The following is a 24,389-nucleotide window of genomic DNA, read 5'->3' as shown; positions in this document are numbered from 1 at the left end:
AAGTAAATGCCTGATGCGATTTTTTACCTGATCATCTGGCATCTAGTGTCTAGCATTTAAAATCAAAAACGCCTATGTCTCTATATTTAATTTACCGCTGCAAGCTTGATGGCTACCGTCCTGTAATCTGGTATTCTCAGCCCGTCCACCACCGCTATCAGCAGATACGCAGTATTGTGACAAAAAGGCTTGATGAGGAACACGCTACCTTGTTTACCGAACCTCGTATGTCTGCCAACTCAAGTGGTAGTACAGAAGGAAGCTGGTTTTCAGACAAATTAAAAAAGGGCACACCACTCAGTCATCAACCCGAACAGCGCAAGGAAATTCTGATGCGCCGCCTCAAGGCGATGCTGGATCATATTCAGAAATTGGGTCAGCAATTGATCAACGAAGGGCAACGTGAGATTGGGGAAATTGTACTCAAGGCTACCGAGATTCCCAATATGGATTGCGTTATGACGGATGGACAGCAGTTAGCGCTTATTCTTTGGGGCTTCACCTCCGATGAAGCTGATCAAACCTCCTTCCGTGTAGCTAAAGTTCTGAAAGACGAAGTAGAAGAACCTGAAAAAGTAGATGAGCCACAACCTATCGAAACACCAACTCCTTCCCATACACGTACAGCTCCCGAGCCAGTGGTCACAGCTGCTCCTGCCAAGGAAGTAATACACAAGTACCCTCCTTCCACACCCAAGAAATCCAATAATAGGTGGAAGTGGATAAGTTTGCTGCTGCTTATTCTTTGCACAGGTTTGGCGCTATGGATGCTATTGGGAAGTCTCCAAACGGTTTTACCTCCAAAGGAAGGTGTCATGGAACCTATAGACCCTCGTAAAATAATTCAGGATCCTGATAATCCGCTAAGGACAAGAATCGTCTCTGACAGACTAAACCTGTACCTGGCATCACAAACAGACTTAGGGGATTTTGCAGAAGTATTGGTAGAGCAGTACCCTCAGATTAGCATTACCTACTACAACACTCAATACAAAAAAATTCAGCTGAAGGTCCCAACTAGCGAAAGAGTCAGGCTACAAAGGGAATTCAGAAAAATGCAAGAGGTAAAGTTTGTCCTTGACGAACAGGTATTCCAAACAGATAAAGTCCCTAACGATGTCGCATTTTCTCAAGGAAAAAAGAAACAGCCTTATGAAATGATTGGGGTCTTCAATGCTTGGGATATTACAGAGGGCAACCCCAATGTGGTGATTGCTGTGATTGACAATGGTTTTGACATTACCCATCCTGAAATTGAAGACAATGTAGTATCTCCTTGGAACGTGATTACACACGATACAAATGTCAACACGGGGACTAAAAATATGCGCCACGGTACGCATGTAGCTGCTACGGTTGCGGGATTGGCTGATAACCAACTTGGAATGGCTGGCGTCGCTCCTTTGTGTAAAATTATGCCAATACAAGTAGGTGATGATGAGGGCAATATTCCATCGACTGCTATTGTAGATGGAATTTTTTATGCCTTAAACCACGGGGCAAATGTCATTAATATGTCGTTGGGAATGGCTTTCGATCCTGATATCGCCAATAAAATGAGTGATCAGGAACAGGAAGGCATCATCCGTCAGAATATGCTGGATCATGCCCGCCTTTGGGATGAAATCTTTCAGGTAGCAAGAGAGGAAAATGTCATCATTGTACAGGCTGCAGGAAACAGTAATGTACTGGCAGGTCTTGATCCTCAAAAACGTTCTCAAAATGTAATTACAGTCGCTGCAACAACAAGTAGTATCGGAAAAGCAACTTTCAGTAACTACGGTCATAAATACACGACTATCAGTGCCCCAGGCGTAGATATTTACAGTGCAGTTCCAGACGGAAAGTTTGAATACATGCAAGGTACTAGTATGGCATCACCGATGGTATCAGCAGGAGTCGCATTGGCAAAATGCATTGATCCACAGATCACCTTGCCACAGGTCAAAAAGCTGCTTCTTCAAACTGCAGTCAAAGTGAACAGCAAGAAGGAAATGCCTCCTATGATTCAATTGGACACTTTCTTGGAACTGGTGGTTGAACGCACTACGCTTTCTAGCTGTGATATTCTAGTAGACAGCCTTCAGAAGGAAATTGAAAGGTTAAAAATGTTGGTGGGAGACAGCACACAGCAACTAGTTATTCCAGAAAACCCTGAAGACCTAAGTTTTGCAGCTGGTAAATGGATCAGCAGTGATGAACTACACAATACCAGAACTGGGGAACAAATTTCTCTGCTGTTTGAAATTGAAGCAGATGGCAAAGGAAAACTGATACTGGTAGAAGAAAACGGGCAACGCTGTGAAGCAGATATTACTGTGTCACTCAATGACGATGTCTTGGAAATCAAGCAGGATGATGCCACCCAATGCGAACATGGTGGCTTCTATGCGAAGTACATCTTCCGTTGCGAATCACCTGATGGGGAAACAGCCCAATGCAGCTGCATGCAAGAAGACAATGAGAAAGAAAGGATTATCTCTTTTTCCCTTTTGAAAAGATAAATTTTTCAACAATTCACCTATCCTGAAGAGGATGGGTCATTTTATGGAACAGATTTTTCAGAATACGGTCAAAAGGTCTCCATTAAACGGACTCAGACCGGTCACAAGCAATCATATGTATGTGCTCAGTGCTTACCGCACTTTGCAAAGCCTACTCAAAAATGTGCACCTGTTTTCAAAACCTGTGATGGAAGGAGGACAGATTCATTGGCTTTCTGCACTAGAAGGCAATCCTAAGGCGTTGACGTCATTGCCTGCAACAGAGCAAGCGCAATACATTCAACAAATTCAACAGAAGCTTAGCAGCTATACGGCTTTACTCAAAACAGCAGGTGGTGGTCAGTACTTGTCCTTCTTTGAGCAGTGTCTGGAGATCCCATCCCTGAATTGTATCTATATTATCAATGGAGAAGTCATCCTGACAGAGTGGGGATTTGTCAAGGAAGATTTCAATGCTGAAAAAGGCATTCTGAGAAAGTTTCTAGCCGAATTCGGTTCTTTGCCTGTACTGGATACTTTTTCACTGACTGTTATCGATGCCCATACCACAAAACCAATTGTAAATGCAAAAGTCAAACTGACAGCAGGGGAATACCTGTATACTGGTTATACCAACGTACAAGGCTTGATTTCCTTCTCCACCATTGATGCCGCAGATACATTGGAAAACATCACCGTTTATGCAAAAGCAGAAGCGTATGGTGACGAACGAATGACAGTGCCTATCTCTCAATTAGGAAACTTAACCTTAAGGATGACAGCTCTGGAAAGAGGTGGCTTGCAAGGGCAAAGAGGCGAGTTGAGTGTCAACCTGCAATGGAGTACAATCGATGACCTAGACCTACATGTGGAAGATCCTGACGGTAACCGCATCCACTACAATGCCCCAAAAGCAACATGTCAAGGCTGTGAAGGCTATTTGGATGTAGATGCCAATGCAGCTGCCGATGACCTTACAGAAACACCACAGGAAAATATCTTTTGGGATAGTGCACCACATGGCACTTACCATGTTTGGGTAGAACGGTATGTCAACCGTACCCAACAGGAACTTTTACCCTTCAACGTCTCTCTGCTCTCAAGCAGTGGCAGACAAGAATTCAAAGGTAACCTTGAAAAGGATATCAAATCTGTTAAGGTAATTTCTTTCCGCTACAGTAACGGAAATGTACAGTTATTGAACTAGGCTTAGGAACCCGATTCCTATTGTTGCTCAGCAAAACTATCTGGAGATGGAAGAAAAACTGATTAAAACGACTCCCCTGAAAGGCATCCGGTCGGTACGCTTTACAGAAGGGGAGAATGTAAGAAGATATGAACAGCTTAAGCGTACTATCGGACAGGATGATGCTGGCGACTACCGCCTGTTTGCCCGCCCAGTAGTAGCTGAAGCCGGCAGAGATGCCATTGACTGGTACACCACTTTTGAAGGTCCTTTCCAGCCTCTCACTTCCTTTTCGGAAGATGAGCAGGAAAAACTGAAACAGGTATTCAAGCGGAAAGCCAACAACCTTTACCGTCGTTGCCTTAGACTGATGCGAAGCGGCAATGGTCAGCTCAGCGAACAGTATAAGCAGCTGTTTCAGATGCTCGATACAAGTCTTGAAATTCCAGATTACAGCGACATCTATGTTTGCGGTCCTGTGGAAGGCCCTGAGTTTGCCCTGATCCGTTGGGGTTTCGTACTCGACGAACACAATGCGGAAAGAGGGATTCTGAGAAAACTGATTCCATTGGGCGTTACCTCCATGTACATCAAGGTACGTTACAAAGATGGCTCTTCAGCAGCTGGAGAAAGAATGCAATTCGCTTTTGAAGGACAAACCGTCACCAAGTATGTGGGCGAAGGCGGCGCACTTCTTCTTGAGGATGTTCCTTTCTTTACCAAAGTTCAATATATGCAAAATGGCTTGGGAGGGGAAACCTATAATGCAGGAACCCTTTTCAGCGATGAGCAGACAGAATATGAAATCATTTTGGACAAGGTCACAGAGCCAATGCGCTTTCAGGTACAATACCCTGATGGAACCACTGTAGCTAACGAAGAAGTAGAATTCTTTTATGATGGAAAATCATGGTTAAAAGTGTCTGACCCCTCCGGCAATATTACCCTGCCTGAGATCAGACCGTTTGCAAAGATTACAGCCAAAAACAAGGACGGGCAGTCTTTCCAGTACGAACATACCTCACGTTCATTGCACCTGATACAGGTCGAGAAACCTATCATTGTAGTACCTCCTATTGAAACACCAATTGAGATTCCGGTTGTGGAAGTTCCTGCCGGTAATATGAATGTCTATTGGCTATGGAAAAAGAACCGCAAGCCATTGGTCAATCAGGATGTGAAAATTGCTGTCAGCGGACTGGCTGCCGACAAGCTTCGTACAGACGAAATAGGTAGAACCATTATGCCTGAAGTCGCCTACGGCAGCAATGTGAAAGCTTGGTGGGCAAAGCAATCAGAGAAGAAAGCACATTCGTTTGTTTACTTACCCGAAACAGACCGCTATGAGATTTTGGTCAGCAAAAGGCCCATGTGGTGGCTGTGGCTTATTCCGCTGCTTCTGATAGGGTTGGCGTTATGGCTATGGTGGTGGCTTAATGCAGGACTGACAGTTGCGGTACAGGACATTGCGAAACATATTCCACTTCAGGATGCAGAGGTAACACTCGTTACCAAAGACAAAATTCTGTCCAAATTGACTGAAGAGGACGGTGAAGTATTTTTCGAACGGGAAGAAGTAGAAGGACTTCAAGGCGATACACTCAAGCTTTTGGTCAATCGCAAAAAGTATAAACACAAAGAAGCTGTCTTTGTCATGGAAAACCGTAAGGAGTTCAAACTAGTTGAACTGGAAGCCATTGATCCTCCTGCCTTGAACATCATTGTCATTGACAAGGCAACTGGCAAAAGACTGCACGGCGTAGACATTGAACTGAAACTGAGTAACGGTTCCCAATACAAGGATATCACAGAAGACAGAGGGGAAGTACTGTTTGAGGAATTGCCAATCAGCGATAACAACAATGCTGAAATCAGCCTCAAGAAAGAAGGCTATTACCCAATCGAAAAACCTGTCCAATTGGAAGACGGACAGATTCTGGAAGTCAGCCTTGAGATGGAAGAAGAAGTAAGGGTATTGCCATGCGACACTTCCCAGTCATCAGGAGGTATGGGTACCACTTACAATACCTTCCAGCTCCCGACCATTGAAGGAACCTTCCGAATTGCCTATGATATGCAGAATGTTCCTGACCAGCTGGACATCTATGAAGGTACTGAAGATGAGGTAAGGGCTGGAACTGCCCGATTGATCTGGAGTACGCACCAACCTGTCTCAGGCAAGGATGATGTCAGCATTCCATATCAGCTAGACAGGGAGAACAAAAACCATTACGTCACCCTCAGAATTATGGGCGAACAAAATGGAACACTATGGCGCTATACTTTCTTCTGTTCGGATGAAAATGCGAAATAGTGATCAAGAAAAAAGGTCAGAAGCAATTGATTTTAGCTTCTGACCTTTTTCTTTTTTATTCGATTGGAATATCAATCACTGGACCACTCTCCTCTTCTTCTTCCTGCTTTACCTTAGGAAGCAATATGGTCAGTACTCCATTTTCATAACTGGCACTGATACCATCCTCGTCTACTTCTTCAGAAAAGTGAAGCATTCTTTTAAAGCCCTCTTTTTTATATTCATGCTTCTTGTAGCGTTCCCCTTCCTGCAAAATATCAGGATTTCCTTCAGAAGAAACCTTTAACCCTTCCTCACTCCACTCTACCTTAAAATCACTTTTACTATAGCCTGCCGCATATACTTCCACTTTATATCCTGATTTCATCTCACGGATATTGACAGCCGGTTTTCCACCCATTCGCTGTTCCATAAAATCCTCAAAAGAGCCTCCTCCCTGCCATTCCTTACTCAGTTGTTTTAGAATTTCCATGATTGGACCTCTGCCTCGACCTCTGCCTCTCCATTCTCTCCACTCATCTTTGTTGCCACATCCTGAACGTCTCATAATTATTAAGTTTTTTGGGTTTTTGAATATACTAATAGGGAAAACAGTACCTATTCTCCCTTATGACACCTCCTTCATATAGGTATTTTACTTATACGGGCATTTCTGACCTAAGTGAATTACCCACATCAGAAAAGTTGTCATAATTACATTTATTCACAAGTATTAATACTTAATAATTCACACGTAAAACACTGATATACAAATAATTAAATTAATTCATTGATTGTTTAAACATTCATCCATTTGGCGCTTTTAGATTGTTCAGTCATTTTTGTCTCCACTAATAAGAATCTGTGTGTAAACAATCTTCATCAACAGGATATTTTTTGCCAAATAGAAAACTACAAACAATATTAACTTCCTTAAGAATGGACCAAAGAATTCAGAATATACAATCAGCTATTGAGCCTCTGAGACAAAGACTGCTACAGCACCGTGTATATGGTCAGATCAATACACTAAAGACGCTCAATATTTTTATGGAGCACCACGTGTATGCAGTTTGGGACTTTATGTCTTTGCTAAAGAGCCTTCAACAACAACTGACTTGTACAACTGTTCCGTGGATACCAAAAGGTGATCCTGTAGCTCGTAAGCTGGTTAATGAAATTGTTCTTGGAGAGGAGACAGACGTTGATCGTCATGGTCAAATCAAGAGCCATTATGAAATGTACTTGGAGGCGATGCAAAGAAGTGGCGCCAACACCAGTATAATTACAGAACTGCTTACACTGACGCAGTTTATGGATATCTTCACTTCACTGGATGAGACTGTTTTGCCAGGTAATGTAAAGCAATTTCTTAAAAATACATTTGAGATTATCGACTCTGGTGAGCCTCATAAAATTGCTGCAGCCTTTACTTTTGGCAGGGAAGATTTGATTCCTGATATGTTCTCTGAAATCGTCAAAAAGCTTAACAAGAATCAGGATTATGATCTGGATGATATGGAGTACTATATGCAGCGCCATATCGAGCTTGATGGTGATGAGCATGGTCCAATGGCACTACAAATGATTTCAGCGCTTTGCGGCAATGATGATCAGAAGTGGAAAGACTGTGAAGAAGTAGCCAAAGAGGTACTTGAGCACAGAATCATTCTTTGGGATGGTATTATGGATGAAATTAAGTCTATCAGCAAGAAGTCTCTTTTCAGCTTTTCAAAATAAGGCTGTTTCATACATAGAAAAAAGCACCTTTTTTAGTTTTGATTTAAAACTAAAGAAAGTGCTTTTCCACTTTATTCCTAAGAATGAATCTGTTATACAGAAGTAGACTTTTTCACCCCAACCAAGGCACCTACTACCAATACATCATCTATCTGTTTTTCACCTCCCTGCACCATCCAGTCTTCCAATACATGCTTCAAGGTATCATGCTGCTCTTCGCAGGACTTTTCCTTGATTGCATCAAGTAGCTTCTTAAAACGATGCAACATAAACTTCCTATTGCCAGCTCCTCCAAACTGATCCTGATAACCATCGGAGAATAAGTAGAACATGACAGGAGAGTCTAACAAAACTGTATGTTCTGTAAACTTAGCATCCTCATAGATGTAATGTCCACCTACTGACATACGGTCTGCCTTCACCTGATGCAACACGCCATTCTTAAAGTATAGTAATGGGTTTTTGGCACCTGCAAAGGTCATTGCCTGTCTCTCTTCATCGATACAGCAGATAGAAATATCCATGCCATCACGGTTACCGCTATCATGCTGCTTCAAAGTTTGCTTGATACTGCTATCAAGCTCATTCAGGATTTCAGCAGGAGCAGTGATTTTTTTACCATGAATAATTTCATTAAGCAAACTGTTACTGATAATTGACATAAATGCTCCCGGCACTCCATGACCTGTACAATCTACGGCTGCCACTACCTGTAGTACCCGTCCATCTTTCTCCACCTCGGTGAAATAATAAAAATCTCCACTGACAATATCTTTCGGACGGAACAGTACAAAACATGCCTCCAGTTTGCTTTGCATTTCTTCAAGAGACACCAACATCGCACGCTGAATACGACGTGCATAATTGATACTGGCCTTGATGCTATTATTATGATATTCCAGCAGGTTACTTTTCTCTTCTATGGCATCCCGCTGCATCATAATCTCTTCAGCCTGCTGCTCGATTTCTATATTCTTTTCCTTGATCTGGAAAAAAGCACTTTTGATTCTTCTGTTAGCCTTGACCAATAACAGCATCAGTATTGTTACAATAACCACTACTGCCATAGCCAAATAGAGCAACTTCTGTTTGAACTCCAACTCCTTACGCTGCTCGGCCTCTTTCTTTTCCTGTTTCACCTGCTGGATACGCTGTTGGGCATCAAACTCGTATTGCATTGCCTTTTGCGTGAACTTCTTAGTGTTTTCGGCATTGAAAAGTGAATCACTTAACTCCTTGAACCTATGGTGGTGCAAATAAGCCTGCTTATAATTTTTTTGGCTGCTATAAGCCTCACTCAATATAAAGGATGAAGAAACAATTAACTCCAGTGCGTTCATCTCTTCTGCCCTATCCAATACCACGTTACTCAACTGAAGTGCCGTACCGACATTTCCGTTTTTCATCATGACCTTGGATTTAAGATCCATAGCCTTTGCATATACCAGCTTGTCATGTATGCTCGAAGAAAGCGTAATACTGCTATCCAACAGTACAAGTGCTTTATCCAACTCTCCCTTTTCAAGGTAACAGTTACCCAAATACATCAGGTCGTTAGCGTAAAGCGGCTTATTCCCCAACCTAAGATCAATCTCCTTTCCTTTCTCAAAGTAATTGATTGCCTTTTCAAAGTCCTTCACCTGCATATGGATAGCTGCTAACCCAATGTAGGATTGGGCAAGTCCATTCTCATCATTACTTTTACGCTTCAGTGAGATACTTCTGTCAAAATTGAAAATCGCATCTTCAAAGTTTTCCATCACTTGATGGACAAGTGCGACATTATGATAACTGATTCCCATTCCCTCTTCATCTCCCAATTCCTTTCGGATACGAAGACTTTGAAGGTGTTCTTCCAATGCTTTTATATAATCTCCCTGATTCTGAGATATCAACCCAAGGTTACTGAGCAAGTCACCTTCCAGTTGTTTATTCTGTAGCTCCCTTACAACCTTTAATGCCTTATTATAGATTTCCTTTGCCTTGTCATACTGACCAAGGCTGTTATGTATCAAAGCTATGTTATTGAAAGTGGAAATTTGAGAGGACTTATCATTCTCCTTGGTGGCCAAGCTGACATGATAATACTTTAGCGCCTTTTCATAAGCTCCTTGCCTATAATACACCACTGCCATGTTATTGGCAGCCTTTCCTTCGATCGTACCATTCCCAACACTTTTAGCGGTACTGATGGCTTTTTGATAACTTTCAATTGCTGAACTGTAATTGGCTTCCCGAAAATAACAGTCTCCTAGCAGCTTATAAGTCTCACACAAACCATTTAAATCCTCTACTCCCTCAGCCGTTTCTATTGCTACTGAGGCCAGTTCAATTCCGGTTTTGCTATCTTTTCTTTTTAATATCCCAATAGCCTCATTAATAGTCTTTACTTGCTCAACTCCCTGCTGCTTAGGATATAAGTTCAAAAGGCTGTCAACATTTTGTGCTTGCAGCAAAGAAATATGGGCAAAAACTATTGCTATTGAAATTACTATTCTCCTCATCACCTATAGTTAGTTTATCGGGTGCAAGATAATAAGTTTTTAGCTTATAATTATTTCGTGTTTAATTTGAATTATTTTAATTACATATACTATAAATTGGTAACATTTTTAAACAAATAGTAAAATTCATTCAAATAATTTGGAAATAAAAAACCACCTCTTCACTTAAAAAGAGGTGGCTTAAGGAGTTATCTCTTGTTTCAAAGCTTATGCTCCAACTACAAGTCCCATAACCAATATATCATCAATCTGCTTCTCGTTACCTTCCTCCATCCAGTATTCAAGCGTTTCTTGTAATACCTGCTGCTGCTCCATAAAAGGTTTATCACATACTTCCTCAAGCAACTGCTTGAACTTACAAAGCATAAACTTCTTCTGCATGCTACCTCCAAACTGGTCTTGGTAACCATCAGAAAACAAGTAAAACTTAACCGGAGCATCCAATGAAATAATGTGATTGGTAAACCTCACTGGCCTTGTTTTCATATAATGCCCACCGATCGTATTGCGGTCTCCCTTCACCTGATGCAGAATTCCATGCTTAAAGTACAGCAAAGGATTTTTAGCGCCTGCATAAGTCAGGACCTTATTCTGCTCATCAATACAACAGAGTGCGATGTCCATTCCATCACGGTTACCCGAATCACTTTGTTTCAAGGTTTGGCGAATACTTCGGTCCAACTCAGTCAGAATTTCAGCAGGAGAGGTTATATGTTTACTATGGATAATCTCGTTAAGCAAACTGTTACTGATCAATGACATAAACGCTCCCGGAACTCCATGTCCTGTACAGTCTACAGCTGCAACAATACGCAGTGGACGTCCTTCCTTATGCAACTCCGTAAAGTAATAAAAGTCTCCACTAACGACATCTTTAGGTTTGAACAGCACAAAACAGTCATTGACTTTTCGCTGCATCTCCTCTAAAGAGACCAACATCGCCTGCTGTATTCGTTGCGCATAACTGATACTAGCCTTAATGCTGTTATTCTGCTGCTCCAGCAAATCACTTTTTTCCTCAATAGCATCTCGCTGCATTGTAATTTCTTCAGCCTGCTGCTCAATTTCCATATTCTTTTCATGGATCTGCCAATAAGCCAAACGGATCCGACGGTTGGCTTTCAGGATAAACGCAGCTGAAAGAATCACCAACAACAAAAAGCCAGCTCCAGCACATAACATATAAAACTGCTGCTCCTTGTCTTTTTCAAGAAGTAGAATCTGGGCTTCCTTTTTCTCACTTTCATACTTGGTCTCCAACTCAGACAAACGATGCATGGTAGACTCATTCAACAATGAGTCTTTGGCAGTCATATAAGCATTGTGGGCATAGTAGGCTTTTTCAAAATCTTTACGGGCAGCATGCAAAATAGCCAGTTGCGCGTTAGCTGTTTTTTCCCACTCCAATGCGCCTACCTGTTGAGCCAATTCCAGTCCCTTTTCATATGAAGCAATAGCAGAAATGATTTTCCCATCTTGCTGCAACACATCCCCTTTTTTCAGTTGGTATTCTGCAACAGCATACAAGTCTCCCTCCTGTTCAAACATCATAATGGCTGAATCCATCATACTCAATGCTTCGGGATAACTTTCTTCAGCTGCATCTATTTGCCCTAGAATTCCATAGATATAGGCTTTATTTATTTGCAGGTCGTGTTTTTCGGCAAATCGCAAGGCTTCCATTTCATACTCCCTTGCTTCTTTATACTGTTTTTGGACAGTCAATACCTCGCCAAGATTCAGTGAATAATCTGACATAAATGCCTCCCAAGTCGCAACGCTTCTAAAGCTGGAATCCCCTTTGTACTGGTTCAGCAGGGCTATTGCTTCCCTATAATGGGTCTTGGCCTGATCGTACTGCTCTTGCCTAAAATAATACACCCCTATATTATTGTGCATAATGGCACGACCACTATGGTATGATATCTCTTTGTAGCGATTGAGCGCCTTGAACTTAAACTCAAGACTTTTGATATAGTCACCTTTCTGATTGTAAATAGAGGATATGATGTTATAGCCGTTGGCTTCGATCAAGGGTTTATTGAAAGTAATAGCGGAAGACACCAACTCTTCTGCATAATGAGCTGCACTATCATAATCGTGATAGATATATTCAAATACTTTTGCATCCAACTCTTTAAAATAGGCTGACAGTTGTTCTTCTGTATTCAGTTCTTTAGTCAAGTTGGACTGAGCAAGTAATTGACCGAAAGAAATAAGGGTACAGATCAGTACGGTCAGAAAGTTTTTCATATTTGTTAGGATTATTAAAGTCCTCGCAAGATAATAAAAATCATATGCAATCTGATTACAATAACATTACATGTTTCATAGATAAAGGGGCTTCACTGCAGATTTCGGTTTACTTTCTACCCCTAGAATGTTCCTAATAATCTAAGAACAGATTTACTGACTGAGCCATTCAATAATCTCTCATGTCTTTTTTGTACCTTTGCGCGGTTAAATTCAGAGCAATATGTTGAAACAGATAATCATAAAGAAGGGTAAGGAAAGAGCGATGAACAATCGCCACCCATGGATTTTCTCAGGTGCAGTAGCCAAAATGCCTCATGATGTAGAGAATGGTGAAATCGTAGAAGTCCGCAATCAGGATGGTGGACTGATCGGTTATGGATTCTATGCGCCAGGTAACCAGATCATTTGCCGTGTATTTGAATATACCCGTGATGAAATGCCGGTTACAGACAAGGCTTACTGGCATAACAAGATTGCCTCCGCTTTTGCTATGAGACAAAAGTTTGTCATCAATGAACAGACCAACTGCTACCGCCTTATACACGCTGAAGGGGATTTCTTTCCAGGGTTGATCGCTGATGTATATGACAAGACTGTTGCTGTACAATTACTGATCAAAGGAACTGAGCGTATTGCTGACTTTATTGTGGAAGGGCTTGAAAAACTGGGCTTCCCATATGTTTACAACAAGAGCAAAGAAGTTGCTCACAGACTTGAGGATGTTTCCATTAAAAAAGGATGGATTTCCCAAAAAGAAGGGGATGTTAGGATACCTGTTCTTGAAAATGGGGTGAAGTTTTGGGTCAATGTTGAGGAAGGACAGAAAACAGGCTTTTTCCTTGACCAACGTGATGCCAGAGACTTAGTAGGACATTACAGTAAAGATGCAAAAGTGCTAAACACTTTTAGCTATAGCGGTGGTTTCAGTATGTATGCACTGAAAGAAGGCGCTGAATTGGTACATTCTGTAGATGTTTCTCAAAAGGCTGTTGACCTTTGTGATGAGAATGTGGCGCTAAATGGATTTGCTCCTGAAAAGCACGAGGGCTTTGCTGATGATGTTTTCAACTTCCTGAAAAATATGGAAACGGATTATGATGTAATCATTCTTGATCCTCCTGCATTTGCCAAAAATGCACGTGCAGTACCCAAAGCGGCACAAGGTTATAAACAACTAAACCTACAGGCATTCAGAAGGATCAAGCCGGGGGGAATTGTATTTACATTCTCCTGCTCACAGAAAATTGACCGTGACCTTTTCAGAAAAATTGTATTTGGTGCGGCGGCTGATGCTCACAGAAATATCAGAATCCTACACCAAACTACGCAACCAAACTGTCACCCAATCAACATTTACCACCCTGAGAATGAATACCTGAAGGGTTTGGTATTGTATGTAGAATAAGATTTGATTCAAATTATATTAAAAGGTCTTCCAGCAATGGCAAGACCTTTTTTTATGTTTCTGCTTCTAAGTTTCTATACATAATGATATTTTTCAAAAACTTATTCTCACACTGCTACTGTAACATGAAAGGAAAACTAAGATCACACACCTTATTTACCTGCCTTGTTTTCTTACTGGTTTTGAGTAACCTCTCTGCCCAAGAAACAAAACTGACAGGCTTCACCATCAGTCCGCATTTTGGTGAACAGGTCTTGACATTTGGCTTTGATCCCGAAGTAAGCATCCATATCAATGCTCCTTCACCTGAACAGTTTGATAAAGCATTGCCTGTCCATATTGCCATGTTCGCACTTCCAAATGGCAATACTACTGCACAAACCATCGGAAAGCTGACCACTCCTGAGGATGACTGGCACTTTGACATCCAACATATTGGTGCCCAAACAAGGTTTATCAGGCAACATACAGATGCGTATAACCTTGTTATTGTTTATCTGGAAAACACGCAAAAAAGTTGGCCAGTATGGAAAGCCTCCCAACCAAAGCACGCACAACTTATAGGAGAGATGGTGGACACGGTCAGAAATATCTTCCATGAATATGAAACTACAGTAGTCCTGACAGGACACAGTGGTGGTGGCAGGTTTACCTTCAGCTATCTGGACGGTGTCTCTGAAATACCCACATATGTAAAAAGAATCTCTTTTCTGGACAGCAACTATGGCTACGAAGAGGCGTACGGTAAAAAAATCGTCCGCTGGCTGAACGCTTCAGACGAAAATGTACTGTCCGTAATCGCTTACAATGACAGTGTGGCGCTTTACAACAACAAACCTATTGTAAGTGCGACTGGAGGCACATGGTACAGAAGCAAAATGATGCAACAGTACCTGTCGGCTCATTTCAGTTTCAGCAAAGAAGAGGATGATGAGTTTATCCGATATTATGCACTTGACAAGAGAATAGAAATTTTGCTAAAGAAAAACCCTAAACGAGAAATCCTCCACACTGTTCAGGTAGAACGGAATGGGTTTATACAAGGAATGCTCTCAGCCACCAAGCATGAAGAAGATGGCTATAGCTATTTTGGGGAAAGGGCTTATACGGAATGGATACAGCACAGCAATAGCCAAACAAACTGACAGAATAATCATAAACAAAAACAAGAGCCATTCCGAAATAACCTCTCGGTATGGCTCTTGTCTTATATCAATAAATATCACACTAATAACTTCCTTTTACTTTTCTTACTACCCACTCCACAGTTGCCAAAACGAGCAACAGCGCCAAAATCCACTCAAGGCTACTCAGCTCCTCATACTTTTCCTGTGTATGGATAATATCAGCAGGTTTTGCGTTTTTCAAATGGTTTTGTAAACCGGCAAGATCTCCCTCCTGATAAAACTTACCACCTGACTGGTTTGCCAGATTGCGCAACAGGTTAAAATCTGCGGTGGTATTCAGTGCTTCCAACTGAACTGCTTTTACAGTAAACTGTCCTTCAGAAGTTTCCGTTTTTCCATTCAAAACAGTAGAAGCCTTATATGAATAGATACCTTCCTTCAGGTCATTAACCGGATACTTGAAGTTGGCACTGATATTTTCAAAAGTATATGCCTTGGTCTCCCCATCTTCACTCGTAATCTGCAATTCTATTTTCTGTCCGAAGATACGTTCGTAGATATCATTATAGACCTCTGATTGGAACAACACACTTTCGGCATCCGAAAACTCTTCAGCAACAGGATACACCCTAAACCTGCGTCGGTCTTCCTTTGTCGCAAGATACTGTACCATTTTGCCAATCAGCTCATCCACCGCTTCCTGATTTTTATCAAACAGAAACTCCTGCAATCTCCAAAGCCACAAACCATCGCCCAACATCACAGCACTTTTATATCCATTCTGCTCACCTGCTACCAAAAGAGGTTTCTTGGTTTTGATATTCCCCACGCGCTGGTAAATCATAACGTCCGCACCACCACCAACTTTCACTTCACCGAAAGGCACCGAAACAGGAGGCAGTTTACTGACCACTTCTTTTTTCTCATCCTCAAAAGTAAAAAGGTCAAATCCTGTATTGAATACACCTGTTACATTATCTTTCTGATTGCCTGAAGTCTGTAAGGTCAGTAGTTTGTTTTCCTGATTGAAGGTATTGATATCAGACTGCCCTCCTACGATAAACCACATTGGGATACCTCGTTTTTTCAGCTCTCGCATTACCTGTGTTCCAACAGCCCTTTTGTCGGGTACCTGATGCATAATTGCCAGTCCGTATTTCTCTTTCTTGCTGTATCCTTCCAAGCCCTCTCCTTTCATGCCCGGAATATGGACATGCAACTCATAGTTCTTGTTTTTCTCTACAGCACTACGGATGGTCTTGATATCTGGATGTGGAGAAGCCGCCACCAGCAAGATTTTCTCTTTACCCTCCAAAACATCTATATAGACATTCTTTTGGTTGTTCTCAGAAGTAAACTCCCCTTCCAAAGGCTTGATTCGGATAAGGAAACGTTGCATGCCTTTCTTTTTAGCCTCCGCCAAAAATTTCACCTGCTGCAAATCTGTTCTTTTCGTAAAGCTGATAGACTTACGGTCCAGTATTTTCCCATTGTGCAATAGTTCTACCTCCGCTTTTTTCCCTTCAAAACCTGTATTGGCAATCTCTGCCACCATCGGAAACTTATTCCCCGTATAGGTAATCTTATTGCTATAAACAGCCTTCAGGTTGACATCCGTCTGTGGGAGTGTATCACCAATACCAACAGGATAAATATTCATGCTGTATGGTGTATAAGAAGGAGAAAAGCCCTGATTGTAAATACCATCAGTCAACAGTACAACACCTGCCAGATTTTTGTTTTCGTATTGCGACTGTATTTGCCCAAGCATGCCACTCAAGTCAGAGGTTTGCTTATCAAATAGGTTCAAGCCGAAATCCTTTTCCTCTACAAAACCATCAAAAGTCCTCAGCTCAACATTATAGTCTTCCCCTTTTAAGCTTTCACCTAAAGACTTCAGCTGCGTCAAGGCTTTGTCTACCACGGCAGAGTCCGTCACCAATGGAATTGACATGGAGTTATCCACAGCAATTACCACAGAAGGTTTTTCATAGATATTTCTTCGGCTTTTTACATAAGGTCCCAACAACAGGATTAATAACAGGGAAAGCAAGATGGCTCTAACTGCAAAAAGCACCTTGTTTAAGGTCATGTTCCAAGGCACATTTTTCTGCGTATATAGCAGGTATGCCAAGCCGGTTCCGGCAAGTACACAAAGCGGCAAAAAGCAGGGAGAGTATTCAGTTATAAGATCTACCATGCGGTAATTCGGTTAAAATAGTGCTTTGGATATTCTGTCAGAACAGTAGTTCATAGCTGTTTCTGATCTGTCAATGAAGTAATGATTGTTTCAGTTTTCAGTCCTGAATACTTAAGTTATCAGTTTCGTGACAAATTTCAATATTTATAGACATCGGATAACCACCCAATTTCTTATTTCATCTAAAAAATTGCCTTATCATCCGAACTTTTCTTTTTACGGGTGGGCAGCTACCCACACATCCCCATCCTCAAACACCTCTCTTTTCCAGATTGGAACGGTCTCTTTTAAAGTATCAATAGCAAATTCACAGGCAGCAAAGGCTGCCTTACGATGCGGAGCTGACACTGCAATAACAACAGCTGTATCTCCAACTTTTTTCACACCAACCGTATGGACAATACTTATATGGCTAATCTCAAATTTTTGCTTGGCTAGCTCAGCAATCTTTTTCATCTCAGAAATGGCCATCGGTTCATACGCTTCAAAAACCAACTCCAGCACCTGCTTGCCTTTTGTCTGGTCACGGACTTTCCCGATAAAAACATCTACCCCTCCTGCATTATCGGCATATACACTCTGTATCGCTTCTTCTATATTGATCTGTTCCTTAATTGCTATCATCATTGTTTCTAATTAAAAAAAATCACCCTCCACTTACCGGAGGAATCAAAGCCACCTCATCTCTGTCTTTAATAAGCTGGTCATCCTCTGCATAAGACTGATTTACGGCCAATGCCAAAGAGGTCAACGCTTCCAGTTCAGGATATTTTTGGTAAAGATCCTCTTTAAGTTTTCCAACCGTGACTCCCTCCTCAGAAACACTGACTTCCAACTGCTGTTCCCCTACAATTTCACGGGCAATCCCAAACAGTAATAATTGAATATTCATGATAAATGGATTTTTCACTTTTACAGTTACATCATTCACGAAAATAAATAAATTGTACTTCAAATTTTGTACAAAGCCAATAATACCTGTAACATGAAAAAAACACTCTTCACTTTTTTACTGTTTTTTGGCGCTCTTTTTTTTGCAAGCGCACAATCTGAAAAACCCCTGGAAATTACACCGCTTACTGGAGACTTTTATGTTTATACCACCTACAATACATTTAATGGAGTAGCATTCCCCTCCAACAGCATGTATGTAGTCACTTCAGAAGGAGTCGTACTGATTGATACACCGTGGGACAAAACACAACTTCAGCCATTGTTGGACAGTATCAAAAACCGACACGGAAAAGAAGTGGTACTTTCAGTTTCTACACACTACCATGACGACAGAACCGCAGGGGTAGAAACACTAAAGAAAAAAGGGGTACGCACCTACGCAACCGAGCAAACATTAGAGCTCTGTAAAAAGGAAGGGAATGACTTGCCTGAGTTTACATTTTCAAAAGACACAGTATTCACAGTCGGAAACCATCAGTTTGAAACTTACTACGCAGGCGAAGGACACACCCCAGACAATATTGTGATCTGGTTCGGAAAAGAAAAAATCCTATACGGTGGCTGCCTGATCAAAAGTACAGAAAGCACAGGACTAGGCAACACCGCCGATGCCAACCTTCAGGAATGGGCACACAGCATCAAGAATGTCATCAAGAAATATCCCAAGAGAAAATATATAATCCCCGGTCACCAAGGATGGGATAATAAATCAGGGCTTGAGCACACACTCCAGCTGCTTGAAAAAAATGGATACTAGACTGATAAATATAAAGTAATCGCAATGACGTTTTATCTTTCTGCTTTTAGAGGATAAACGCCATGTTTTTTTTAGGTAGTTAATATCTGTAATTAAAATGAAGCATAAGCAAGATATCATAGAATACATTTCAATCTATTGCACTGACTTTTACAATGAGTTAGAAAAAGCTGCTTTTAAACATCACATTGCTCAGATTAAATTCTTACCATATAAGGAGCGAGTTGAAAAAATAGCTATCGCTTATAAAAGAGACAGCTCGAATGACCCTGAAGTTTTAAAGCTATTAAAAGGTGGAATCCAGAAGTTTCACCAAAGAGTAGCAGAAAGAGTGTTTAATGAACATTTAGACGAATTAACATTAAATAAATGCCCTAAATGTGATGGAATCGCAAGAACACCAACAGCTAAACAATGTAGATATTGTAAACATGATTGGCATTAATAGGAGTATATGGGATTAGATTACGACTATAAAATTTACCTCAAAAAAGAAAAGTTACTTGATGCTCTTGAGTATATACAAGATAACCCCCACTAGCGCAAGGTACTGTGATTAAATGCAAGAAAAATTTTTGTATTTTTTGTAGATTGCTCTTTGAGAGGAGATCATAGAAAAACATTTTCTGTATCTACCCCGTGTAGCCACCATCGTGTGGCTACTTTTTATTTGGCAAAAGCAGACTAGTATCGCCTTTTCAGGCGGAAATTTTCGCTTAGCTCGTTTCACTCACACGCTGTCATTTCCCGCCCTTAAGAGCGATTCATATCTCTTTCCTGACTTTTAGTTTCATTGATTAGACCTTTTGTATTCTTTTCTGACCGCCTAGGTTCAAAACATTGCTCTGTTTTCCATAAAGTATAGAGTAATCTCAAAAGCTTGGACTGTACAGCCACATAGCCTTTCATTTTATAGCCCGAGCGCTCATAGACCCGTTGCTGAAGGTTGCTGAAATTTCCCACTTTATAGCGCACTACATTCAAAGCGGCCATGTGTATGATCCGGCGTATATGACTGTTCCCTTTCTTGGAGATACTAGTAGTACCCCGCCGCTGACCTGACTGGTTTTCCCGTACATCATAGCCGGCATAACTAGTGAGTTGCTTTCCGTTATGAACCAGTGAAAACCCATTGGTCTCAGCCACTACTACAGCAGCTGTCATCAGACCGACTCCCTTGACAGAAGTCATGTATGCTACTTTTTTACGCAAAGCCTCATCTTTTTCAATCAATAACCCGATCTGTTGCTCTATTTCCTGAAGCTGTTTTTCTATTGCCTCCAATGCAACTTGAAGCCCCTCAGCAACTTCTCGGAGTGGGTACATGCTGTATGTCAGTTGCTTGGACTGGTTCTTGAATTGTACCAGTACTTTGCACAGGTCCTCATGGTAACGGGTCATGCTTCGAAGCACATACAGGTTTTCAGACAATGGCTGCCAAACCGATAGTTGCTGATCTGCCCCCATTTGGGCTAATCCCTTTGCATCGATGTGATCATTTTTACTCTTCAACCCCAAACTCTTCAGGTAGTTTTTCGCCCGGTTGGCCAATACTACATGAACAGTCTGCCCTTCTCTAAAAAGAAACCAAGCCAGCTGCTCATGGTAGTTGCCGGTTGCCTCCAGTACAAAACTGCAAGGTAACTTTTCCCTTTGCCGCTGCTCATACCACTCCTTGAATCTGGTAAAGCCTGCCAAAGAGTTTTCAAATCCTTTGCTGCCTTTCACCTTGCAATGTCCATCAAGATCCTTGGATAGGAAACATACCTTGAAGTTTTGTTTGGACATGTCGATACCGAGGGAATACTTAACCGCCATAGTAGAGAGAGTTTGGTATTATACATCTGAAATGTTCCTATTCTTTGCTCACCTTTACTCATTTTTGATGCTGGATCACAGGTATAAGCCTGTGTCCTTAGGTACTGTTCAGGTTCTGAAAGAATATACAGGGAAGGGAGTCCCTTGCGCACTGTATTACAAAATGTATACTTAGTATTTGAGCCCTTACTCTTCCCTGCTGAACATACCCCAAGTAAATAAAGAAATTGTACTTTTATATGATGTGCAATTATATGAGTATTAGCCTAACAAGTGAGCGAAGCGAATGCAGTAAGGTGGCACTTGTACTTAATTTTTTAGAAAAAGCATTTATTTCCCGCAATTCAACATAAAGTCACAAGCCTAAAATTCTTCTCTCTAAAAAAATGTCCATTGTAATAGTATTCAGGGAATAGCTTCTAAAGCCGTTAATCCTAAATTTTCTTGGCATGGAAGAAATTAATACTTTCGGGATATAAGAAGTAAATACTTCCAAAATAGTTTAGGCACAAGAAAGCTATTGCGCTAATCAACCCACATTCTTGCGCCAGTCGGGGAGTATTGTAAATATATATAACAATAAGATATGTATTAATCACTTTGTATAAGTATCGACCACTTTTCCATTAACAATAAAAAACAAAGCAATATCTTCAGATATTAAAACTCTTCTGATATCTGCTGGATAATTCGAAACTATATTTTCACTCTTATAATCTTCAACGTAAGGAATATAGTAAATCTCATTATTAGTGAATAAGTCAAATAATTCTTCCTTCAAGGAAGGAAAAGAGTATTTATTAAAAAAATCAATACTATCTAATTCTGCTATACACTCTACAGTATTGCCTTTTACAATTTCAACAATTACATCATCATTAGTTCTAAGGTTTATAGTGTCACTATAAGCACAAATACTAAAAACACCATAATTTTTATGGCCAACAATTTCTTGTCCATATTTATTAAAGTTTGAAACAAAGTACAATGTATCATATCCTAAATTAACTACTTCAAAAATTAAAAATGCATTATAGGGGAAATAAGGAATACTATCATTTACATCTCCATTACATTCAAAATTAACTGATTTTAGCGTCATTATATAATGATCATTATTTCTTTCTTTACAAGAAGTTAATAATAATAACAATAATAATAATAATACTCTCATCTTTTCAAATAATATTTCTCATAAAGTATTGGATTTTCTACTTGTATATACTCTTTAATCCTACGTTTAATTTCAATCTGTTGATCTTTGGGTAAAAGATCGAATGTGTGATGTTGGGATTGAAGAATATAAGCTTTAAAATGGTTACCTTCTAACTTTTCCCCACTGGCGCAAGGTACTGTGATTAAATGCAAGAAAAATTTTTGTATTTTTTGTAGATTGCTCTTTGAGAGGAGATCATAGAAAAACATTTTCTGTATCTACCCCGTGTAGCCACCATCGTGTGGCTACTTTTTATTTGGCAAAAGCAGACTAGTATCGCCTTTTCAGGCGGAAATTTTCGCTTAGCTCGTTTCACTCACACGCTGTCATTTCCCGCCCTTAAGAGCGATTCATATCTCTTTCCTGACTTTTAGTTTCATTGATTAGACCTTTTGTATTCTTTTCTGACCGCCTAGGTTCAAAACATTGCTCTGTTTTCCATAAAGTATAGAGTAATCTCAAAAGCTTGGACTGTACAGCCACATAGCCTTTCATTTTATAGCCCGAGCGCTCATAGACCCGTTGCTGAAGGTTGCTGAAATTTCCCACTTTATAGCGCACTACATTCAAAGCGGCCATGTGCATGATCCGGCGTATATGACTGTTCCCTTTCTTGGAGATACTAGTAGTACCCCGCCGCTGACCTGACTGGTTTTCCCGTACATCATAGCCGGCATAACTAGTGAGTTGCTTTCCGTTATGAACCAGTGAAAACCCATTGGTCTCAGCCACTACTACAGCAGCTGTCATCAGACCGACTCCCTTGACTGAAGTCATGTATGCTACTTTTTTACGCAAAGCCTCATCTTTTTCAATCAATAACCCGATCTGTTGCTCTATTTCCTGAAGCTGTTTTTCTATTGCCTCCAATGCAACTTGAAGCCCCTCAGCAACTTCTCGGAGTGGGTACATGCTGTATGTCAGTTGCTTGGACTGGTTCTTGAATTGTACCAGTACTTTGCACAGGTCCTCATGGTAACGGGTCATGCTTCGAAGCACATACAGGTTTTCAGACAATGGCTGCCAAACCGATAGTTGCTGATCTGCCCCCATTTGGGCTAATCCCTTTGCATCGATGTGATCATTTTTACTCTTCAACCCCAAACTCTTCAGGTAGTTTTTCGCCCGGTTGGCCAATACTACATGAACAGTCTGCCCTTCTCTAAAAAGAAACCAAGCCAGCTGCTCATGGTAGTTGCCGGTTGCCTCCAGTACAAAACTGCAAGGTAACTTTTCCCTTTGCCGCTGCTCATACCACTCCTTGAATCTGGTAAAGCCTGCCAAAGAGTTTTCAAATCCTTTGCTGCCTTTCACCTTGCAATGTCCATCAAGATCCTTGGATAGGAAACATACCTTGAAGTTTTGTTTGGACATGTCGATACCGAGGGAATACTTAACCGCCATAGTAGAGAGAGTTTGGTATTATACATCTGAAATGTTCCTATTCTTTGCTCACCTTTACTCATTTTTGATGCTGGATCACAGGTATAAGCCTGTGTCCTTAGGTACTGTTCAGGTTCTGAAAGAATATACAGGGAAGGGAGTCCCTTGCGCACTGTATTACAAAATGTATACTTAGTATTTGAGCCCTTACTCTTCCCTGCTGAACATACCCCAAGTAAATAAAGAAATTGTACTTTTATATGATGTGCAATTATATGAGTATTAGCCTAACAAGTGAGCGAAGCGAATGCAGTAAGGCGGTACTTGTGCTTAATTTTTTAGAAAAAGCATTTATTTCCCACGATTCAACATAAAGTCACAAGCTTAAAATTCTTCTCTCTAAAAATATGTCCATTGTAATAGTATTCAGGGAATAGCTTCTAATGCCGTTAACCCTAAATTTTCTTGACATGGAAGAAATTAATACTTTCGGGGTAAATGAAGTAAATACTTCCAAAATAGTTTAGGCACAAGTACCGTATTACGGCACTCTCTACACAATGATTTAATCGTTAGGCTTAATAAGTAAAAAATGGATAAAGCATTAAAATTATTTTTTTCACTTCTATTTGTCAACTTTGGGATATTAGGAATAGCATCAATAGATGTAAGCGAATTTTCAATTTCAACAACTCTAATAGGTTATACAATTGGTATATCATTAATTTTCACGACACCCTACTACTTCGTAAACAAGAAATACACACAACCAGCTAATTACAAAAAAACAATTATCTCATCGATTATATCATTTATTATAGGGGCTTACATTTCCCACTTTAATAATTTCACGTATCACTCAAGTAATATAATCATAAACAATACGCCAATCCTCAACGGGGAGGAAGAAATTTCTTCAATCATTTCACTTTATTTCGCAACAATTATCTCTATATCATCACTATTAAACGTAATGCTTAATTTCATTAAAATAAGAAAGCACAAAAAGGAAGCATAAACTTTATATAATTACCCACTAGCGTAAGGCACTGTATCGCGCCAGCGAG

The 24,389-nt window shown here is 40.6% G+C and carries 18 protein-coding genes; 9 read left to right on the top strand and 9 right to left on the bottom strand.

What is annotated here, in order from left to right; translation table 11 throughout:
• The first annotated feature begins 74 nt into the window (after positions 1-74).
• From V6R21_RS09010 to V6R21_RS09000, 3 genes are read left to right on the top strand one after another with little or no spacing between them, the layout of a single operon-like run.
• On the top strand, positions 75-2,504 hold the full coding sequence (locus tag V6R21_RS09010) for a S8 family serine peptidase (RefSeq protein ID WP_334242906.1): 2,430 nt from the start codon (positions 75-77) through the stop codon (positions 2,502-2,504).
• A gap of 43 nt (positions 2,505-2,547) precedes the next feature.
• Positions 2,548-3,690 (top strand): hypothetical protein, encoded by a 1,143-nt coding sequence (locus V6R21_RS09005; RefSeq protein ID WP_334242904.1) that lies wholly within the window; start codon positions 2,548-2,550, stop codon positions 3,688-3,690.
• Between the two features lie 46 nt (positions 3,691-3,736).
• The gene (locus tag V6R21_RS09000; RefSeq protein ID WP_334242902.1) at positions 3,737-5,983 is read left to right on the top strand and encodes a hypothetical protein; all 2,247 of its coding nucleotides are present in this window, start codon (positions 3,737-3,739) and stop codon (positions 5,981-5,983) included.
• 55 nt (positions 5,984-6,038) lie between these two features.
• Here the strand turns inward: V6R21_RS09000 and V6R21_RS08995 are convergent, their stop codons facing one another.
• Positions 6,039-6,530, bottom strand: coding sequence for an Hsp20/alpha crystallin family protein (locus tag V6R21_RS08995; RefSeq protein WP_334242900.1), 492 nt, complete (start codon positions 6,528-6,530; stop codon positions 6,039-6,041).
• A gap of 371 nt (positions 6,531-6,901) precedes the next feature.
• On the opposite strand from V6R21_RS08995, the gene V6R21_RS08990 reads away from it, so the two are divergent.
• Entirely contained in the window at positions 6,902-7,702 is an 801-nt protein-coding gene (locus V6R21_RS08990) for a DUF3050 domain-containing protein (protein ID WP_334242899.1), read from the top strand.
• Positions 7,703-7,794: 92 nt separating this feature from the next.
• Here V6R21_RS08990 and V6R21_RS08985 read toward each other — a convergent pair whose 3' ends face one another.
• Positions 7,795-10,206: a tetratricopeptide repeat protein gene (locus V6R21_RS08985; protein WP_334242897.1), complete on the bottom strand. Its 2,412-nt coding sequence runs from the start codon at positions 10,204-10,206 to the stop codon at positions 7,795-7,797.
• A gap of 207 nt (positions 10,207-10,413) precedes the next feature.
• Positions 10,414-12,459: a tetratricopeptide repeat protein gene (locus V6R21_RS08980; protein ID WP_334242894.1), complete on the bottom strand. Its 2,046-nt coding sequence runs from the start codon at positions 12,457-12,459 to the stop codon at positions 10,414-10,416.
• A gap of 223 nt (positions 12,460-12,682) precedes the next feature.
• Between V6R21_RS08980 and V6R21_RS08975 the strand changes: the two genes are divergently transcribed.
• Entirely contained in the window at positions 12,683-13,867 is a 1,185-nt protein-coding gene (locus V6R21_RS08975; RefSeq protein WP_334242892.1) for a class I SAM-dependent rRNA methyltransferase, read from the top strand.
• Positions 13,868-13,992: 125 nt separating this feature from the next.
• Positions 13,993-15,012 carry a hypothetical protein gene (locus V6R21_RS08970; protein WP_334242888.1) on the top strand — a complete coding sequence of 340 codons (1,020 nt, stop codon included), beginning with the start codon at positions 13,993-13,995 and terminating at the stop codon, positions 15,010-15,012.
• A gap of 82 nt (positions 15,013-15,094) precedes the next feature.
• On the opposite strand, the gene V6R21_RS08965 is transcribed toward V6R21_RS08970, so the two are convergent.
• The 3 genes from V6R21_RS08965 to moaD all read right to left on the bottom strand — a co-directional run bounded on the left by V6R21_RS08965 (position 15,095) and on the right by moaD (position 18,086).
• Positions 15,095-17,194: a VWA domain-containing protein gene (locus tag V6R21_RS08965; protein WP_334242886.1), complete on the bottom strand. Its 2,100-nt coding sequence runs from the start codon at positions 17,192-17,194 to the stop codon at positions 15,095-15,097.
• A gap of 216 nt (positions 17,195-17,410) precedes the next feature.
• Positions 17,411-17,821 carry a molybdenum cofactor biosynthesis protein MoaE gene (locus tag V6R21_RS08960; protein ID WP_334242884.1) on the bottom strand — a complete coding sequence of 137 codons (411 nt, stop codon included), beginning with the start codon at positions 17,819-17,821 and terminating at the stop codon, positions 17,411-17,413.
• 19 nt (positions 17,822-17,840) lie between these two features.
• Entirely contained in the window at positions 17,841-18,086 is a 246-nt protein-coding gene (gene moaD, locus V6R21_RS08955; protein WP_334242882.1) for a molybdopterin converting factor subunit 1, read from the bottom strand.
• A 93-nt stretch (positions 18,087-18,179) separates the two neighbouring features.
• Between moaD and bla the strand changes: the two genes are divergently transcribed.
• Positions 18,180-18,905 (top strand): BlaB/IND/MUS family subclass B1 metallo-beta-lactamase, encoded by a 726-nt coding sequence (gene bla / locus V6R21_RS08950; protein ID WP_334242880.1) that lies wholly within the window; start codon positions 18,180-18,182, stop codon positions 18,903-18,905.
• Between the two features lie 97 nt (positions 18,906-19,002).
• Positions 19,003-19,350: a hypothetical protein gene (locus V6R21_RS08945; protein ID WP_334242878.1), complete on the top strand. Its 348-nt coding sequence runs from the start codon at positions 19,003-19,005 to the stop codon at positions 19,348-19,350.
• Positions 19,351-19,658: 308 nt separating this feature from the next.
• On the opposite strand, the gene V6R21_RS08940 is transcribed toward V6R21_RS08945, so the two are convergent.
• From V6R21_RS08940 to V6R21_RS08930, 3 genes are all read right to left on the bottom strand, one after another.
• The gene (locus tag V6R21_RS08940; RefSeq protein WP_334242876.1) at positions 19,659-20,723 is read right to left on the bottom strand and encodes an IS110 family RNA-guided transposase; all 1,065 of its coding nucleotides are present in this window, start codon (positions 20,721-20,723) and stop codon (positions 19,659-19,661) included.
• A 595-nt stretch (positions 20,724-21,318) separates the two neighbouring features.
• A complete protein-coding gene (locus V6R21_RS08935; protein ID WP_334242874.1) occupies positions 21,319-21,897 on the bottom strand; it encodes a hypothetical protein in 579 nt (192 codons plus the stop codon).
• A gap of 381 nt (positions 21,898-22,278) precedes the next feature.
• The gene (locus V6R21_RS08930; protein ID WP_334242872.1) at positions 22,279-23,343 is read right to left on the bottom strand and encodes an IS110 family RNA-guided transposase; all 1,065 of its coding nucleotides are present in this window, start codon (positions 23,341-23,343) and stop codon (positions 22,279-22,281) included.
• A 571-nt stretch (positions 23,344-23,914) separates the two neighbouring features.
• On the opposite strand from V6R21_RS08930, the gene V6R21_RS08925 reads away from it, so the two are divergent.
• On the top strand, positions 23,915-24,340 hold the full coding sequence (locus tag V6R21_RS08925; RefSeq protein ID WP_334242870.1) for a hypothetical protein: 426 nt from the start codon (positions 23,915-23,917) through the stop codon (positions 24,338-24,340).
• Positions 24,341-24,389: the final 49 nt, after the last annotated feature.

This window comes from Limibacter armeniacum, assembly GCF_036880985.1.
GTDB lineage: Bacteria > Bacteroidota > Bacteroidia > Cytophagales > Flammeovirgaceae > Limibacter > Limibacter armeniacum.
Note: the sequence above shows the minus strand (reverse complement) of the source record. Positions and strands in the feature narration are given on the sequence as shown.

Bases quoted from the DNA above. Each gene is read 5' to 3' on its own strand.
- V6R21_RS09010 (WP_334242906.1), top strand. From the start codon at position 75: ATGTCTCTATATTTAATTTACCGCTGCAAGCTTGATGGCTACCGTCCT.
- V6R21_RS09005 (WP_334242904.1), top strand. From the start codon at position 2,548: ATGGAACAGATTTTTCAGAATACGGTCAAAAGGTCTCCATTAAACGGA.
- V6R21_RS09000 (WP_334242902.1), top strand. From the start codon at position 3,737: ATGGAAGAAAAACTGATTAAAACGACTCCCCTGAAAGGCATCCGGTCG.
- V6R21_RS08995 (WP_334242900.1), bottom strand. From the start codon at position 6,530: ATGAGACGTTCAGGATGTGGCAACAAAGATGAGTGGAGAGAATGGAGA.
- V6R21_RS08990 (WP_334242899.1), top strand. From the start codon at position 6,902: ATGGACCAAAGAATTCAGAATATACAATCAGCTATTGAGCCTCTGAGA.
- V6R21_RS08985 (WP_334242897.1), bottom strand. From the start codon at position 10,206: ATGAGGAGAATAGTAATTTCAATAGCAATAGTTTTTGCCCATATTTCT.
- V6R21_RS08980 (WP_334242894.1), bottom strand. From the start codon at position 12,459: ATGAAAAACTTTCTGACCGTACTGATCTGTACCCTTATTTCTTTCGGT.
- V6R21_RS08975 (WP_334242892.1), top strand. From the start codon at position 12,683: ATGTTGAAACAGATAATCATAAAGAAGGGTAAGGAAAGAGCGATGAAC.
- V6R21_RS08970 (WP_334242888.1), top strand. From the start codon at position 13,993: ATGAAAGGAAAACTAAGATCACACACCTTATTTACCTGCCTTGTTTTC.
- V6R21_RS08965 (WP_334242886.1), bottom strand. From the start codon at position 17,194: ATGGTAGATCTTATAACTGAATACTCTCCCTGCTTTTTGCCGCTTTGT.
- V6R21_RS08960 (WP_334242884.1), bottom strand. From the start codon at position 17,821: ATGATGATAGCAATTAAGGAACAGATCAATATAGAAGAAGCGATACAG.
- moaD (WP_334242882.1), bottom strand. From the start codon at position 18,086: ATGAATATTCAATTATTACTGTTTGGGATTGCCCGTGAAATTGTAGGG.
- bla (WP_334242880.1), top strand. From the start codon at position 18,180: ATGAAAAAAACACTCTTCACTTTTTTACTGTTTTTTGGCGCTCTTTTT.
- V6R21_RS08945 (WP_334242878.1), top strand. From the start codon at position 19,003: ATGAAGCATAAGCAAGATATCATAGAATACATTTCAATCTATTGCACT.
- V6R21_RS08940 (WP_334242876.1), bottom strand. From the start codon at position 20,723: ATGGCGGTTAAGTATTCCCTCGGTATCGACATGTCCAAACAAAACTTC.
- V6R21_RS08935 (WP_334242874.1), bottom strand. From the start codon at position 21,897: ATGAGAGTATTATTATTATTATTGTTATTATTATTAACTTCTTGTAAA.
- V6R21_RS08930 (WP_334242872.1), bottom strand. From the start codon at position 23,343: ATGGCGGTTAAGTATTCCCTCGGTATCGACATGTCCAAACAAAACTTC.
- V6R21_RS08925 (WP_334242870.1), top strand. From the start codon at position 23,915: ATGGATAAAGCATTAAAATTATTTTTTTCACTTCTATTTGTCAACTTT.